Annotated in this window: 14 protein-coding genes and 6 tRNA genes; 17 read left to right on the top strand and 3 right to left on the bottom strand. The window is 65.5% G+C overall.

The annotated features are described in order from the left end of the window. The first annotated feature begins 226 nt into the window (after positions 1 to 226). From queA to AC6CIE_RS18220, 6 genes are all read left to right on the top strand, one after another. Entirely contained in the window at positions 227 to 1285 is a 1059-nt protein-coding gene (queA, locus tag AC6CIE_RS18245; protein ID WP_498093229.1) for a tRNA preQ1(34) S-adenosylmethionine ribosyltransferase-isomerase QueA, read from the top strand. Next, a complete protein-coding gene (gene tgt / locus AC6CIE_RS18240; protein WP_175124536.1) occupies positions 1282 to 2418 on the top strand; it encodes a tRNA guanosine(34) transglycosylase Tgt in 1137 nt (378 codons plus the stop codon). The genes queA and tgt overlap by 4 nt, the downstream gene beginning before the upstream one ends. Positions 2419 to 2650: 232 nt before the next feature. Continuing rightward, positions 2651 to 2995 carry a preprotein translocase subunit YajC gene (yajC, locus tag AC6CIE_RS18235; protein WP_042794815.1) on the top strand — a complete coding sequence of 115 codons (345 nt, stop codon included), beginning with the start codon at positions 2651 to 2653 and terminating at the stop codon, positions 2993 to 2995. Positions 2996 to 3106: 111 nt separating this feature from the next. Then, the gene (secD, locus tag AC6CIE_RS18230; RefSeq protein WP_175124535.1) at positions 3107 to 4987 is read left to right on the top strand and encodes a protein translocase subunit SecD; all 1881 of its coding nucleotides are present in this window, start codon (positions 3107 to 3109) and stop codon (positions 4985 to 4987) included. Positions 4988 to 5041: 54 nt separating this feature from the next. Next, positions 5042 to 5977, top strand: coding sequence for a protein translocase subunit SecF (secF, locus tag AC6CIE_RS18225; RefSeq protein ID WP_175124534.1), 936 nt, complete (start codon positions 5042 to 5044; stop codon positions 5975 to 5977). Positions 5978 to 6109: 132 nt separating this feature from the next. Then, positions 6110 to 6787: a VOC family protein gene (locus AC6CIE_RS18220; RefSeq protein ID WP_498093400.1), complete on the top strand. Its 678-nt coding sequence runs from the start codon at positions 6110 to 6112 to the stop codon at positions 6785 to 6787. A 193-nt stretch (positions 6788 to 6980) separates the two neighbouring features. Here the strand turns inward: AC6CIE_RS18220 and AC6CIE_RS18215 are convergent, their stop codons facing one another. Then, a complete protein-coding gene (locus tag AC6CIE_RS18215) occupies positions 6981 to 7748 on the bottom strand; it encodes a phosphatase PAP2 family protein (RefSeq protein ID WP_175124533.1) in 768 nt (255 codons plus the stop codon). A 169-nt stretch (positions 7749 to 7917) separates the two neighbouring features. Here AC6CIE_RS18215 and miaB point away from each other — a divergent pair, with 169 nt between their 5' ends. From miaB to lnt, 5 genes are all read left to right on the top strand, one after another. Next, complete coding sequence (miaB, locus tag AC6CIE_RS18210) at positions 7918 to 9360, top strand: tRNA (N6-isopentenyl adenosine(37)-C2)-methylthiotransferase MiaB (RefSeq protein ID WP_175186219.1); 1443 nt, start codon at positions 7918 to 7920, stop codon at positions 9358 to 9360. Then, positions 9357 to 10382, top strand: coding sequence for a PhoH family protein (locus AC6CIE_RS18205; protein WP_175138175.1), 1026 nt, complete (start codon positions 9357 to 9359; stop codon positions 10380 to 10382). The genes miaB and AC6CIE_RS18205 overlap by 4 nt, the downstream gene beginning before the upstream one ends. Continuing rightward, complete coding sequence (ybeY, locus tag AC6CIE_RS18200) at positions 10372 to 10845, top strand: rRNA maturation RNase YbeY (protein WP_175124530.1); 474 nt, start codon at positions 10372 to 10374, stop codon at positions 10843 to 10845. The genes AC6CIE_RS18205 and ybeY overlap by 11 nt, the downstream gene beginning before the upstream one ends. Before the next feature lie 170 nt (positions 10846 to 11015). Beyond that, complete coding sequence (locus tag AC6CIE_RS18195; protein WP_175124529.1) at positions 11016 to 11906, top strand: CorC family transporter; 891 nt, start codon at positions 11016 to 11018, stop codon at positions 11904 to 11906. Next, positions 11903 to 13531: an apolipoprotein N-acyltransferase gene (gene lnt, locus AC6CIE_RS18190; RefSeq protein ID WP_498093226.1), complete on the top strand. Its 1629-nt coding sequence runs from the start codon at positions 11903 to 11905 to the stop codon at positions 13529 to 13531. Before AC6CIE_RS18195 ends, lnt begins: the two co-directional genes overlap by 4 nt. 73 nt (positions 13532 to 13604) lie before the next feature. On the opposite strand, the gene AC6CIE_RS18185 is transcribed toward lnt, so the two are convergent. Beyond that, on the bottom strand, positions 13605 to 14612 hold the full coding sequence (locus AC6CIE_RS18185) for an aldo/keto reductase (protein WP_498093398.1): 1008 nt from the start codon (positions 14610 to 14612) through the stop codon (positions 13605 to 13607). A gap of 55 nt (positions 14613 to 14667) precedes the next feature. Further along, positions 14668 to 14898: a hypothetical protein gene (locus AC6CIE_RS18180; RefSeq protein WP_498093224.1), complete on the bottom strand. Its 231-nt coding sequence runs from the start codon at positions 14896 to 14898 to the stop codon at positions 14668 to 14670. A 146-nt stretch (positions 14899 to 15044) separates the two neighbouring features. Here AC6CIE_RS18180 and AC6CIE_RS18175 point away from each other — a divergent pair. The 6 genes from AC6CIE_RS18175 to AC6CIE_RS18150 all read left to right on the top strand — a co-directional run bounded on the left by AC6CIE_RS18175 (position 15045) and on the right by AC6CIE_RS18150 (position 15875). Continuing rightward, positions 15045 to 15120, top strand: a tRNA-Ala gene (locus tag AC6CIE_RS18175). A 32-nt stretch (positions 15121 to 15152) separates the two neighbouring features. Then, positions 15153 to 15228: transfer RNA gene (locus tag AC6CIE_RS18170), tRNA-Glu, on the top strand. A gap of 64 nt (positions 15229 to 15292) precedes the next feature. After that, a tRNA-Asp gene (locus AC6CIE_RS18165) sits at positions 15293 to 15369 on the top strand. A 104-nt stretch (positions 15370 to 15473) separates the two neighbouring features. After that, positions 15474 to 15549 (top strand) — tRNA-Ala (locus AC6CIE_RS18160). A gap of 80 nt (positions 15550 to 15629) precedes the next feature. Further along, positions 15630 to 15705, top strand: a tRNA-Glu gene (locus AC6CIE_RS18155). 93 nt (positions 15706 to 15798) lie between these two features. Then, positions 15799 to 15875: transfer RNA gene (locus AC6CIE_RS18150), tRNA-Asp, on the top strand. Positions 15876 to 15941 lie beyond the last annotated feature (66 nt).

Raw genomic sequence — 15941 nt, 5'->3', positions numbered from 1 at the left:
TCGCCCACCTGGTTGCTCGTCCAGCAAAACCGAGAGCATACAAAACCTGGAACGGTTACGGGCGGCACGGGACGGCCCTCGGGGCCTTTTGGCGGCGTATTTATTTGCGCGGGACGCCGATCCGCCCCTATTAACCGTCCCCTTTACAATATGCGGTTGCCCCAAGCCCGCCCAACCGGCATGGCTCGTCATTTGCAGGGCCGATCCCATTGCACCAGATACCCGCGTGACCCAGTCCTTCACCGTTTCCGATTTCGACTACGAACTGCCGCCCGAGCTCATTGCGCAGACGCCGGCCGCCGAGCGCACGGGCAGCCGCCTGCTGCACCTGGACGCCGCCAGCCATCTGCATGACCGCCAGTTCGCCGCCCTGACCTCCCTCTTGCGGCCCAACGACCTGCTGGTGTTCAACGACACCCGCGTCATCAAGGCGCGTCTGCCGGGCCACAAGATCACCGGCGGCAAGATCGAGGTGCTGGTCGAACGCATCACCGAACCCGACCGCGTCCTGGCGCACGTGCGTGCCAGCAAGTCGCCCGGCGCGGGCATGGTGCTGCGCCTGGCCGACGCCTTCGAGGCCACGGTGCTGGGCCGCGAAGGCGAACTCTTCGACATCCGCTTCCCCGGCCCCGTGCTCGACCTGCTGGACGCCCACGGCGCGACGCCGCTGCCGCCGTACATCACGCACGCCGCGGACGCGGGCGACGACGACCGCTACCAGACCGTCTACGCGCGCGAACCCGGCGCCGTCGCCGCCCCCACGGCCGGCCTGCATTTCGACCAGCCCACACTTGAGCGTCTGGAAGGCCTGGGCGTGGCCCGCGCCTTCGTCACCCTGCACGTGGGCGCCGGCACCTTCCAGCCCGTGCGCGTGGACAACCTGGCCGACCACGTCATGCACGCCGAATGGTTCACCGTTCCCCAGGCCACCGTGGACGCGATTGCCGCGGCCCGGGCCAAGGGCGGACGCGTGATCGCTGTCGGCACCACCAGCGTGCGCGCGCTGGAATCGGCCGCCGCGCAGACCGAGGGCCGCACCGCCCCCGGCGTCCCGCTGGCCCCCGCCCAAGGCGACACGCGTCTGTTCATCACCCCCGGTTACCAGTACCGGGTGGTGGACGCGCTGGTCACCAACTTCCATCTGCCCCAGTCGACCCTGCTGATGCTGGTGTCTGCGCTGGCCGGCGTCGAGCCCATCCGCCGCGCCTACGCCCACGCCGTCGCCGCGCGCTACCGCTTCTTCAGCTACGGCGACGCCATGTTCATCGAAACCCCTGCCTCATGACCGGACTCAACTTCGAACTGCTCGCCACCGACGGCGGCGCCCGCCGCGGCCGCATCACGCTGAACCACGGCGTGGTCGAGACCCCCATCTTCATGCCGGTGGGCACCTACGGCAGCGTCAAGGCGATGATGCCGCACGAGCTCAAGGAAGTCGGCTCGCAGATCGTGCTGGGCAACACCTTCCACCTGTGGCTGCGGCCCGGCACGGAAATCATGGAAAAGCATGGCGGCCTGCACGGCTTCATGCAGTGGGACAAGCCCATCCTGACCGACTCCGGCGGCTTCCAGGTGTTCAGCCTGCAGGGCATGCGCAAGATCACCGAGGAAGGCGTGAAGTTCGCCTCGCCCATCGACGGCGCGCGCCTGTTCCTCACGCCCGAGGAATCGATGCGCATCCAGCGCTCGCTCAATTCCGACATCGTCATGGTGTTCGACGAGTGCACGCCCTATGAAATCGACGGCCGCCCCGCCACCGTCGAAGAAGCCGCGCGCTCCATGCGCATGTCGCTGCGCTGGGCGCGGCGCTCCCGCGACGAATTCGACCGCCTGGGCAACCCCAACGCGCTTTTTGGCATCGTGCAGGGCGGCATGTACGAGTCGCTGCGCGACGAGTCCCTGGCCGGACTGCAGGACATCGGCTTTCATGGCTACGCGATCGGCGGCCTGTCGGTGGGCGAGCCCAAGGAAGACATGATGCGCATCCTGGCGCACGTGACGCCCAAGCTGCCCGTCCAGGCTCCGCGCTACCTGATGGGCGTGGGCACTCCCGAAGACCTGGTCGAGGGCGTGAGCCGCGGCGTCGACATGTTCGACTGCGTCATGCCCACCCGCAACGCCCGCAACGGCTGGCTGTTCACGCGCTTTGGCGACGTGAAGATCCGCAACGCCAAGTACCGCGACGACACCCGCCCGCTGGACCCGAGCTGCAGCTGCCACACCTGCGGCAATTTCTCGCGCGCTTACCTGCACCACCTGCAGCGCGCCAACGAAATCACCGGCGCGCGCTTGAACACGCTGCACAACCTGCACTTCTATCTGACTATCATGCAAGAAATGCGCGAGGCCATTGCGGAAGGCCGCTTTGAGGCCTGGCGCGCCCAGTTCGCCGCGGACCGCGCCCGCGGCATCGAGTAGCCGGTTAAAAAAGCCCCGCCAGGGGCTTTTACCGGCAGGTTTCGCCCCCATTTGTCCGGGCAGGCCGCCGCTGCAAGCGGAAGCCGCCTTGACGCCCGGGATGACATCCTGGTTAAAGGCGGGCGATAACCTCTATACAATAGTCGGCTTGCCCTATCCATGGCTCGCGCGGGGATGGGCGCATTAAAAACATAGCGATAAACCCAAACAGACTCAAACGCAGGAGAATTCAATGTCCGTTATCGATACCGCCAGCCTCGTCGTGGCCCAGGCCGCCGCCCCCGAAGGCAATGCGCTGATGGGCATGCTGCCCATCATCCTGATGTTCGTGATCCTCTATTTCCTGATGATCCGTCCGCAGATGAAGCGCCAGAAGGAACACCGCAACCTGATCGCGGCCCTGGCCAAGGGTGACGAAGTCGTCACCGCCGGCGGCCTGCTCGGCAAGGTCACCAAGGTCAACGACAGCTACGTCACCGTCGAAGTCTCCGAACTGGCCGACAAGCCCGTCGAAGTGATCATGCAGAAGTCGTCGGTCTCGACCGTTCTGCCCAAGGGAACCATCAAGGCCCTGTAAGCGTCCCAGAAGAGCCCCAACGGGGCTCTTGTCCTTGAAGGCGCCTACCGCCGCCCGCCGCGCTCACCCGCTCGGGCGGCCCTTTCATCTCTTTAAATGAAGTAGCCGGCAATGAACCGCTATCCCCTCTGGAAGTACATTACGGTCCTGGTCGCGGTCCTCATTGGCCTGCTGTACACGCTTCCCAATTTCTACGGCGAATCCCCCGCCGTACAGGTGTCCAGCGCCAAAGCCACGGTCAAGGTCGACACCGCCGTGCTGGCCCGCGTGGAACAGATCCTGGCCGACGCCAAGATCCCCAACGAAGGCGCCTATTTCGAATTGAACGGCACGCTCGGCACCGTGCGCGCCCGCTTCCCGTCGACCGACGTGCAGCTGCAGGCCCGCGACCTGATCGAAAAATCGCTCAATACCGTTCCCGGCGACCCGCAATACACCGTCGCGCTGAACCTGCTGCCGGCCTCGCCGCCCTGGATGCGCGCGCTGGGCTGGTTCGCGCCCAAGCCCATGTACCTCGGTCTGGACCTGCGCGGCGGCGTGCACTTCCTGCTGCAGGTCGACATGCAGGGCGCCCTGACCGCCCGCTACGACTCGTTGTCCGCCGACGTGCGCTCGGTGCTGCGCGACCAGAAGATTCCTGTGGCCGGCGTTGAACGCTCCGGCCAGAGCATCGCCGCCACCTTCGCCAACACCGACGACCGCGACCGCGCCATCTCGACGCTGCGCTCGCGCCTGCCGGACCTGGAGTTCACCGAACGCGAAGAAGGCGGCAAGCAATTGCTGCTGGCCTCCCTGAACCCGGCCGCCGTCACCCGCGTGCAGGATTCCGCGCTCAAGCAGAACATCAACACGCTGCACAACCGCATCAACGAACTGGGCGTGGCCGAACCGGTCATCCAGCAACAGGGTTCGGACCGCATCGTGGTGCAACTGCCTGGCGTGCAGGACGTGGCCAAGGCCAAGGAACTGCTGGGCCGCACCGCCACGCTCGAAATCCGCATGGTCGACGACTCCCCCGCCGCGCAGGCCGCGCTGCTGGGCGGCAGCGTCCCGTTCGGTCTCGAGCGCTACAACGACCGCGACGGCCGTCCCATCCTGGTCCGCCGCCAGGTCATCCTGACCGGCGAAAACCTGCAGGACGCCCAGCCCGGCCGCGATTCGCAGACCCAGCAGGCCGCCGTCCACCTGACGCTGGATTCCAAGGGCGCCCGCATCTTCCGCGACGTCACCCGCGACAACATTAACAAGCGCATGGCCATCCTGCTGTTTGAAAACGGCAAGGGCGAAGTGGTCACCGCGCCTGTCATCCGCGGCGAAATCGCGGGCGGCCAGGTGCAGATCTCGGGCAGCATGTCGTCCGAAGAAGCCGCCGACACCGCACTGCTGCTGCGCGCCGGCGCGCTGGCCGCTCCGATGTCCATCATCGAGGAACGCACCATCGGCCCGAGCCTGGGCGCCGACAACATCTCGAAGGGCTTCTACTCGACGCTGTACGGGTTCCTGGCCATCGCCGCGTTCATCATCATCTACTACCACCTGTTCGGCGTGTTCTCCACGATCGGTCTGACCTTCAACGTGCTGCTGCTGCTGGCCTTGCTGTCCATGCTGCAGGCGACGCTGACGCTGCCGGGTATCGCGGCTATCGCGCTGACGCTGGGCATGGCCATTGACTCGAACGTGCTGATCAACGAGCGCATACGGGAAGAGCTGCGCGCGGGGGCCACACCCCAGCAGGCCATCCATCACGGCTTCGAACGCGCGTGGGGCACCATTCTTGACTCGAACCTCACCACGCTGATCGTGGGCCTGGCGCTGCTGGCGTTCGGTTCGGGCCCGATCCGGGGCTTCGCGGTGGTTCACTGCCTGGGCATCCTGACCTCGATGTTCTCGTCTGTCGTGGGCGTGCGCGCGCTGGCCAACCTGTACTACGGCCGCAAAAAGAAGCTCACCTCGATCTCCATCGGCGAAGTCTGGAAGCCGAAGGCAAACTGAAAATAGGGCGGACGGCCCGGGCCGTCCGCCACAGAAAAGAACCGAAGGCGAAAAATGGAATTTTTCCGGATTCACCGCACCATCCCGTTCATGCGCCATGCGCTGGTGCTGAACATCATCAGTCTCGTCACCTTCCTGCTGGCGGTCTTCTTCATCGTCACGCGCGGCTTTCACCTGTCGATCGAGTTCACCGGCGGCACGGTCATGGAAGTCAACTACGCCCAGACGGCGCAGCTTGAAAACGTGCGCGGCGTGGTATCCAAGCTGGGCTACACCGACTTCCAGGTCCAGAACTTCGGCACCTCGCACGACGTCATGATCCGCCTGCCCCTGCAGGAAGGCCAGACGTCCGCCACGCAGAGCGAGACCGTCATGGCCGCACTGAAGGCCGCCGACTCGGGCGTGGAACTGCGCCGCGTCGAGTTCGTGGGTCCGCAGGTCGGGCAAGAACTGCTGCACAACGGCCTGATGGCCCTGCTGGTCGTCGTGATCGGCATCATGATCTATCTCGGCTTCCGCTTCGAATGGAAGTTCGCGGTCGCCGGCGTCATCGCCAACCTGCACGACGTGGTCATCATCCTGGGCTTCTTTGCGTTCTTCCAGTGGGAGTTCTCGCTGGCGGTGCTGGCAGGCGTGCTGGCCGTGCTGGGTTACTCCGTGAACGAATCCGTGGTCATCATGGACCGGATCCGTGAAAACTTCCGCAAGTACCGCAAGGCGGACGTGCACGAAGTCATCAACAGCGCCATCACCCAGACCATCTCGCGGACCATCATCACCCACGGTTCGACCCAGATGATGGTGCTGGCGATGCTGTTCTTCGGCGGCCCCACCCTGCACTACTTCGCCATGGCCCTGACCATCGGCATCTGGTTCGGCATCTACTCGTCGGTGTTCGTCGCCGCCGCGCTGGCCATGTGGATGGGCGTCAAGCGCGAAGACCTGGTCAAGCCGGTCAAGAAGGAAGGCGAGGAAGGCGAAGTCGCCTGATTGCCGGCCTGCTGACATGCAAAACCCGTCGCTTGCGACGGGTTTTTCTTTTGACGTTCGGGCAGTGCCTCTGAGCGGATCCCTTGAAAGTATTCGGGCACGGCAATCCACGGATTCGTTACCATGCCCCTCATGAAACTCTCCATCGACCACCTCGTCATCGCCGCCGCGGACCTCGCCAGCGGCACCGAATATGTTGCCGGCCTGCTCGGCATCGCGCCGCAGGGCGGCGGGGGGCATCCGCGCATGGGCACTCATAACCGGGTGCTGGGCATGGCGGACGGCGTGTACCTGGAAGTCATTGCCATCGATCCCGACGCGCCGGCGCCTGATCGCCCCCGCTGGTTCGGGCTGGACCAGGGCGACGTGCGCGCACGCATCGAACAAGGGCCATTCCTGGCCCATTGGGCCGCGCGCGTGGAGGCGCCGCTGGACCTGACGCGCATGCAGGCCGAACACCCCGACCGGCTGCCGCCCGCCATCGCCATGACGCGCGGCGACCTGCGCTGGCGCCTGACCGTGCCGGACGACGGCAGCCTGCCGGCGTGGCGCGAAGCCGGTTACGAGGCCGGCGAAGGCCTGCTGCCGACGCTGATCCAATGGGACGTGGAAAACACGCCGGGCGCGACGCTGCCGCGCCAGCCGCTGCGGCTGCTGCGTCTGACCGGCTGCCACCCCCGCGCCTCGCTGCTGCGCCAGGGGCTCGCCTGGATGGGTGCGGATAGCCTGATCGACGTCGAGCAGGCCGATGGCCCGCCCCGCCTGCGCGCGCAGATCGAAACGCCGTCCGGAATCAAGCTGCTGACGTGACGCCTGCGGTGTAGCCGTGACCTGACGCGCGTTGGGTGCTTCCGAAGCCGGACGCCTTGGTTGCATCCATAGCCTGCCGCCATGGAGTATCCGTCCCTGCACGCCATGCCTCGCGACGACGCCTTTCAACGACCGAAAATAAACCGCGGGGTGATCTGCCTCCCGCGGTCTTCTCTGGCGTCCAGGTGCTGCCTTAGCCTTTCTTCCACCAGCGCCACGGCGCGCGCAGCGGCCATTGATACTTGCTGCACAGCACGCGGGGCGCCAGATAGTGCCCGACCAGCACGGCGATGCCGGCAGCCGTCATCACGTCCGACAGGTAGTGATCCAGGTTCACCAGCCGGCTGATCGCCACCAGCGCCGCCAGCAGCAGGAACACCCAGCGCCAACGCGGCGCCAGAATGCCCAACACCACCGCCACGGAGAAGGCCGCGTAAGTGTGGCTGGACGGAAACGAATTGAACTGCTGGGCGCGCGAAAACGATTCGCCCAGCCCGTAAATGCCTTGCTCGAAGAACAACTCGGGCCGCGCCCGGGCCACGGTGCGTTTTAGCACCAGCACCACCAGCCCGCCGACCGCCATGGTCGACAGCATCAGCAAGCTGCCGCGCGCCATGGCGGCATAGCTGACACGCAGCGGATTGCGCCATCCGCGCGCCAGGCCCACCAGGCCGGTCACGTAGAACGCCAGCGCCATGACGATGTAATGGCCGCTTTCGCCCAGCTCGCCCACCCATTCAAAGGACTGGTCGACGCCTTCCGACACCGATTTCTGGATCCAGATGGCCAGCGGCAGGTCGACCCACAGCGCGCACGCCGCGGCGGCCAGCGCCAGCGCGCCCGCCAGCAGCGCCCACACGGACGCGGGGTACGGATTACGGTATTCGTCCTGGACTGCGGAACCGGTCCCGCCAGCGAGGGACGGAGCGGCTGCCGGAGGCGTAAGGCGATTGGAATTCATCGGTGCCGCTCGGGAGAAAAAAGGGATTTTACCGGCGCCTGCGGGCGCGCGGACCGCTATCGTAACGGCCAACGCGCGCGCGTCCAAGAAACAATTCTTGGGCAAGGGTTAAAATCCGCCCTTTCCCCCTTTCCAGCCCCCGGGATCTACACCCGTCACGGCGACCATCATGCAAGAAACCTCTCTCAAGCGCGCGGGCAACCCCCGCGACGGCGTCTCCGCCGCCCTGCCTACGACCACTCCCGGCGCCGGCTCTCCCCGCAAGCTGTACATCCGCACCTTCGGCTGCCAGATGAACGAGTACGACTCGGACAAGATGGCCGACGTGCTGCGCGAGGACCAGGGCGGGCTCGAACTGACCGACAACCCGGAAGAGGCGGACGTCATCCTGTTCAACACCTGTTCCGTGCGCGAAAAGGCGCAGGAAAAGGTGTTTTCGGATCTGGGCCGCGTGCAGCACCTGAAGAAGACCAATCCTAACCTCGTCATCGGCGTGGGCGGCTGTGTCGCCAGCCAGGAAGGCGAGGCCATCGTCAAACGCGCGCCGTATGTCGACGTGGTGTTCGGACCGCAGACCCTGCACCGCCTGCCGGACCTCATCAAGCGCCGCCGCGACGAAGGCCGTTCGCAGGTCGACATCAGCTTTCCCGAGATCGAAAAGTTCGACAACATGCCGCCGCCGCGCGTCGAAGGGGCCACGGCATTTGTCTCGATCATGGAAGGCTGTAGCAAATACTGCAGCTTCTGCGTCGTGCCCTACACGCGCGGCGAAGAGGTCTCGCGTCCGTTCGACGACGTCCTGATCGAAGTGGCCGACCTGGCGGACCAGGGCGTCAAGGAAGTGACGCTGCTGGGCCAGAACGTGAACGCCTACCGCGGCCGCATGACGGACTCCGACGAGATCGCCGACTTTGCGATGCTGCTGGAATACGTGCATGAAATCCCCGGCATCGAGCGCATCCGCTACACGACCTCGCACCCCAAGGAAATGACCCAGCGCATGGTGGACGCCTACGCCCGCCTGCCCAAGCTGGTGTCGTTCCTGCACCTGCCCGTGCAAGCCGGCAGCGACCGCGTGCTGGCCGGCATGAAGCGCGGCTACACCACCCTGGAATTCAAGTCGGTCGTGCGCCGCCTGCGCGCCGCGCGCCCGAATCTGACGCTGTCCTCGGACTTCATCGTGGGCTTTCCCGGCGAGACCGAGGAAGACTTCGAAAAGACGCTCAAGCTGATCGAGGACGTCGGCTTCGACACCTCGTTCTCGTTCGTGTACTCGCGCCGCCCGGGCACGCCCGCCGCGGACCTCACCGACGACACCCCGCAGGACGTGAAGCTGCGCCGTCTGCAGCGCCTGCAGGCGCTCATCAACGACCAGGCGGCAACGATCGCCCGCAACATGGTGGGCACGCGTCAGCGCCTGCTGGTCGAAGGCCCCTCGCGCCGCGACCCGAACGAACTCATGGGCCGCACCGAGAACAACCGCATCGTCAATTTCCCCGCGCCCGCGCGGCTCATCGGACAAATGGTCGACGTCGTCATCACCGAGGCGCACACGAATTCGCTGCGTGCCCGCGTGGCCGACGTGGACCGCACTTCGCAAGAGGCTGAATGACCACACCCCGCCCCCGCGCGCGTCGCAGCATGCCCGTCATCGTCAACCTGGACGGCGACAACACCCACCTGGCCAATCTCTGCGGCCCCCTGGACGAAAACCTGCGGCAACTGGCCGACGGCATGACCGTCAAGCTGTCGCGCCGCGGCAGCCGCGTCACCATCGAAGGCGAGCGGGCCGAACTGGCGGGCCGCATCCTGCGCCGCTTCCACGAACAGGCCGTGCACCGCGCCCTGTCCATCGATGACATCCAGCTTGGATTGGTCGAGATCGGGGTGGGCCGCCAGGAAGACAAGCTCAAGGAAGAGCAGGCCCGGGAACTGGACGCCCTGCCCGCCCTGGACGACGAAAGCGACGGCATCGCGCTGCGCACCAAGCGCAGCGACCTGCGCCCGCGCACGCCGCGCCAGCGCGACTACCTGAACAACATCCTCAAGCACGACATCACGTTCGGCGTCGGTCCTGCCGGCACGGGCAAGACCTGGCTGGCCGTGGCCTGCGCCATCGACGCCATGGAACGCGACACGGTGCAACGCCTGGTGCTGACCCGCCCCGCCGTCGAAGCCGGCGAACGCCTGGGCTTTCTGCCTGGCGACCTGGCGCAAAAGGTCGACCCGTACCTGCGCCCGCTGTATGACGCGCTGTACGACCTGATGGGCTTCGAAAAGGTCCAGCGCCTGTTCGAGAAGCAGACCATCGAGATCGCCCCGCTGGCCTACATGCGCGGCCGCACGCTGAACCACGCCTTTGTCATCCTCGACGAGGCGCAGAACACCACGCCCGAGCAGATGAAGATGTTCCTGACGCGGATCGGCTTCGGCAGCAAGGCGGTGATCACCGGCGACCCGTCGCAGGTCGACCTGCCGCGCGGCCAGGAAAGCGGGCTGGCGCATGCGGTCAAGGTGCTGCACGACGTGCAGGGCATCGCCACCACCAAGTTCACCAGCCGCGATGTCGTGCGACACCCCCTGGTCGCCCGCATTGTCGACGCTTACGACCGCGCCGCCGAAGATGAAGCCTGAGCTGTCCCTGTCCGTGCAGTACGGCGTCGAAGAGGCCCGCCTGCCCCGCTGGCGCCTGCGCCGCTGGGCAGAGCGCGCGCTGGGCGCCGCCTTTGAAGACGGTCTGGTGGAGTTTTCGGCCGCTGAACTGAGCCTGCGGCTGGTCGGCGCGGCCGAGGGCCGCCGCCTGAACCGCGACTTCCGCGGCCGCGACTACGCCACCAACGTGCTGACCTTCGAGTACGGCGTGGATCCCGTGGGCGTGGCGCGCGGCGACATCGTCATGTGCGTGCCCGTGCTGGTGCGCGAGGCCCGCGAGCAGCGCAAGACGCTTTTGGACCACGCCGCGCACCTCACCATCCACGGCGTGCTGCATTCGCTGGGCTACGACCACATCAAGGCGCGCGAAGCCAAGCGCATGGAAGCCCTGGAAACCGCGACGCTTGCGCAGATGGGCATTGCCGATCCGTACGTGGCAGACTGACCGCCGCCGCCCGCGTGCCGGTAGCCTCGGGACAACCCTGAGAAAATGCCGGCAAATGGCGTGCAGCAAGGCGCAGATCGCGTCCATTGCAGCCATTTTCCGGGCCGGCGTTACAAACGATGGGCCAGTATCGGTTATGCTGGCTCCTCCCTAACTTGTCCTCCCGGACGATGTCTGACCCTTACCCTGCTCCCGAAGCGACGCCTGCTCGCTCTACCAAACCCGCCACCAAATCCCTCCTAGACCGCCTGCTTTCCCTTGTGCGCAAAGAGCCCGAGGACCGCGAAGGCATCAAGGCCGTCCTCGAAGCCGCGCACGAACGCCAGTTGCTCGACGCGGAGTCGTACAAGATGATCAAGGGCGCGCTCGCCGTGTCCGAGGGCACTGTCGGCGACATCATGGTCCCGCGCTCGCGCATGGATCTGCTCGATGTCACGCAGCCCATCCCGTACCTGGTGGCTTCGGTGATCGAAACCGCGCATTCGCGGTTCCCCGTCTACGAGGGCGATCGCGACAACATCATCGGCATCCTGCTGGCCAAGGATCTGCTGCGCTGCATGCTCGAGCCCAACATCGAAATGCGCACGCTGGTCCGCCCCGCCGTCTTCATTCCCGAATCCAAACGCCTGAACGTGCTGCTGCACGAGTTCCGCGCCAGCCGCAACCACCAGGCCATCGTCATTGACGAGCATGGCGGCATTTCGGGCCTGGTGACGATGGAAGACGTGCTGGAACAGATCGTCGGCGACATCGAAGACGAGTTCGACGAGACCGAAGAAGATTCCATCTTCCCCGAAGGCGAGAACCAGTGGCGCGTGCTCGCGGCCACCGACATCTCGCACTTCAACGAAGTGTTCGGCTGCCAACTGCCCGACGACGAGTACGACAGCGTGGGCGGCTGGATGGGCGGCCAATTGGGCCGTATTCCGCGCCGCGGCGACCACGCCGATTTCGACGGCCTGCGCCTTGAAGTGGCGCGCGGCGACGCCCGCCGGGCCATCTGGCTGCGCGTCAAGCGCCTGGCCACACCCCAGACCGAAGCACCCGCCACCGACGCATGACCAGCACCCCGCGCGGCCGACTCCTGCGTGGCGCCGCCGGCCTCGTGCTGGCGGGCGCCGTCCACGCCCTGACCTTTGCCCCCGGCCCGCTGCCCGGATGGGCGCTGGCGTTCACCCAGATCGCCGCGCTGGCCGTGCTGGCGCGCGTCACGCTGTATGCGCCGTCGGCGCGTCAGGCGTGGCTACGCGGCTGGCTGTTCAACTTTGCCAGCTACGCGCTCGGGTTGTACTGGATCTTCATCAGCCTGCACCGCTACGGCGATCTGGCCGCACCGCTGGCTGTCGCGGCCGTGCTGGCGCTGTCGGCATTCCTGGCCCTGTTTCCCGCGACCGCCAATGCGCTGGCGCGCCGCTACGCGCCGCTGTCCGCCGATTCCGCCCCGTCCCGCATCCTGGCCGCCACGCTGGCCTGGGCTGCGATGTGGGGCGCGTTCGAATGGCTGCGTTCGGTGCTGCTCACCGGCTTTCCGTGGCTGAACATCGGCTATGCGCAGGTCGACAGCCCCATTGCAGGCTGGGCGCCGCTGCTCGGCGTGCACGGCATGGCATTCCTGGCCGCATTCGTCGCGGCGGCGGCCGCAAGCCTATGGCAGCCTTCCCGCACGGCCGGCATGGGTCCGCGCCACGCGCTGGCCGCTGGCGTCGCGGTGGCGCTTGCTGCGGCGGGCTGGCCGCTGTCCCGCATCGACTGGTCGTCGCCGGTTGGCGACCCGCTCAACGTGCGGCTCGTGCAGGGCAACATCGGACAATCCCAGAAATTCGATCCTGCGCTCCTCGAGCAAAGCCTGCGGCGCCATCTGGAGCTGACGGCCCTGCCCGCGGCGCCCGACGTACCCGCGCCGCAATTGGTGATCCTGCCGGAAACCGTGGTGCCCATCTTCCAGGACCAGCTCGATCCGCGGGTCTGGGAAGTCTGGCGCGACCTGGCCGGCCAACGCAACACCGTCATCGCGATGGGCGTGCCGCTGCATGACCGCGTCAACGGCCGCGAGCGCTATACCAACAGTGTCATCGGTTTTGACGGCGCCACGCCCGTTGAACAGCTGGTGCGCGGCAACACCGCCATGCGCTACGACAAGCGCCACCTGGTGCCGTGGGGCGAATACGTGCCGCCCGGCTTTCACTGGTTTGTCGAAATGCTGAACATCCCGCTGGGCGACTTCGATCGCGGCGGCGAACGCCAGACCCCGTTTGCCGTCGGCGGCCAGCACATCGCGTTCAACATCTGCTACGAAGACCTCTTCGGTCCCGACCTGCTGCCCGCGTTGCAGCCCGGCCCCAACGGCGAGCCCGGCGCGACCATCCTGGTCAACGTCAGCAACCTGGGCTGGTTCGGCGATAGCTGGGCGCTGCGGCAGCATCTGCAGATCGGCCGGCTGCGCACCATCGAGACCGCGCGCCCGATGCTGACCGCCACCAACACCGGCATCACCGCCGCCATCGACGCAAAGGGCCAGGTTGCCGCCCAACTCACGCCGTTGCAGGCGGGTGTGCTGCCGGTATCGGTGCAGGGCATGACGGGGCTCACGCCCTACGCGCGTTTTGGGGACAAGACCGCGCTGGCGCTGATCGGTCTGGCGCTGATCGCGGCCGTGGGCAGCGCCCGCCGCCCGCGCCGCGGCTGATTCCACTTCTCGGCTGATTCCACGCAGCCCCGACGTCCCCGCGCGACTGATTTCCCGGCGCGGCTGACTTCCTTCAGGCAAACAGGTTCGCGGGCAGCGAGCCTGTTTCGTCGGGCGGGCGCAGCGGGCCGTTCCCCGCTCCCGTGACTTCAATCGCGTCTGCAATCGCCTGCATGTCGTCGGCATCCAGCTCCAGCTCGGCCGCGCCAATCAGTCCGTCCACCTGCGATGCGCTGCGCGCCCCCAAAATAGCGCCCGTCACACCCGGCCACGCCAGCGTCCATGCCGCTGCGGCGGCGGCCACGGTGGCGCCGTGCCGCTCCGCAATGGGCTTGAAGGCATCGGCCAGCGCCAGGTTGCGCTCCAGCTCGGGCGACCGGAAATCCGCGTGCCGCGCCCGCCAATCGTCCGGCGGCAAGGCCCGTGCACGCTCGGCGCTGAACTTGCCGGTCAGCAAACCCGAATTCATGGGGCTATAGACGATCACGCCCGTGCCATTTACCGCGCACCAGGGAATGAGGTCGATAGCCGCGGCGCGCTGGATCGCCGAGAACGGCGGCTGCAGGGTGTCTACATGCCCCAGGTGTTCCGCCGCCTGCAACTGGGCAAGGTTGTGGTTCGACAATCCCACCGCGCGGACTTTCCCGGCCTGCTTCAGATCCAGCAATTCCTGCCAGTACGCCTCCAGCGGCGTGCCGTCTCCCGCAGGCCAGTGCATCTGATAGAGGTCGATGCGCTCGACGCCTAACCGCCGCAACGACCCTTCAAGCTCTCGGCGAATGCTGGACGGCGCGCCGGTGCGCCGGGGCATCGCCTGTGGCTGCTCGGGCGACCAGGTCAGGCCGCATTTGGTGAACACATACGGACGTTCGCTCGCGGGCATCTGGCCTAACGCCTGCCGCACGATGTCCTCGGAATGGCCCAGGCCGTAAACCGCGGCGGTGTCGATCCAGTTGATGCCGCGGTCGATCGCGTGCCGGATCGCCTTGATGGATTCGGCGTCGTCCTGCGGCCCCCAGCCCACCGCCCACCCGTTGCCGCCCATGGCCCAAGCGCCCAGGCCGATGCGCGTGATGTTCATGTCCGTGCGCCCCAGAGCGACGGTGGGAAAGCCTGTGCTGCTCATGGATAAGTGCTCATGTGTCGATTTCCTTGCCGATCCGCGTCAACTTTCCGCGCTGCCCTCGCGTGGAAAATCCCACACGCCGAAAAAATTTTTCCCATCCACGATAGCACCAGCACAAGTCTTTGATTTCATTGATTTCCGCATCAATCGAAGGCTCGCTCGGCAACCTATACAGCGCTAAATCCGCCCTCAGAATGCCCATCCAACCCTCTTTTTTCGCAACTTTTTTGCTTTTTGCCATGAAGCGACTTGCACGCCCAATTTAGTTCGTGCATAATCTCGTTTCTTCGCCAACGGCACTAAACAAAACCGGCAACGAAACAGCAAAAAACGCGCTCTAACCGGCGCGTTTCAAGCGAAAACGTTGAAGGAATTGATTAGAGAAACGGGGGTATAGCTCAGCTGGGAGAGCGCTTGCATGGCATGCAAGAGGTCAGCGGTTCGATCCCGCTTACCTCCACCAGTCCAAAGCGAAGAGCAGTACAGCAAGTCCAAGTCCCCTTCGTCTAGAGGCCTAGGACATCACCCTTTCACGGTGAGTACAGGGGTTCGAATCCCCTAGGGGACGCCAGTCTACTGGCATGCAGTATTAGTGATGCAGTTGAAGTGATTATGTAGTTGAGTTAAGCCGCTGCGGAGCGGTAGTTCAGTTGGTTAGAATACCGGCCTGTCACGCCGGGGGTCGCGGGTTCGAGTCCCGTCCGCTCCGCCAAAAGCTCTCTCGCTCAGAGTCTTTCAAGAGCTCCGTTTTCGGGGCTTTTTTGTTTTATAAGTGTGAGACCTTGTTGTTTGAAGTTTGGAACAGCAGGACGCCCTGGGGGTATAGCTCAGCTGGGAGAGCGCTTGCATGGCATGCAAGAGGTCAGCGGTTCGATCCCGCTTACCTCCACCAGTGCAGTTCAGCAGTAACGCAGTTCAGTAGTAACGCAGTACAGTAGTAACGCAGTACAGTAGTAAACTTATTGGTTCCAGGTCCCCTTCGTCTAGAGGCCTAGGACATCACCCTTTCACGGTGAGTACAGGGGTTCGAATCCCCTAGGGGACGCCAGCTTCATCTGGCATGCAGTACAAGCTGTCTTGACACCACAGCCGCAGTAAAGAAGTTGCACTAAAGAAGTTGAAGTCATCAGTAAGCCGCTGCGGAGCGGTAGTTCAGTTGGTTAGAATACCGGCCTGTCACGCCGGGGGTCGCGGGTTCGAGCCCCGTCCGCTCCGCCAAGCACTTTGCGCTTACCGAACGCTGCTCGCAGCACGCATTTAAAGTTCACACATCTTAAGCTCCGG

This window comes from Achromobacter sp. GQ309 (assembly GCF_059759315.1).
Note: the sequence above shows the minus strand (reverse complement) of the source record. Positions and strands in the feature narration are given on the sequence as shown.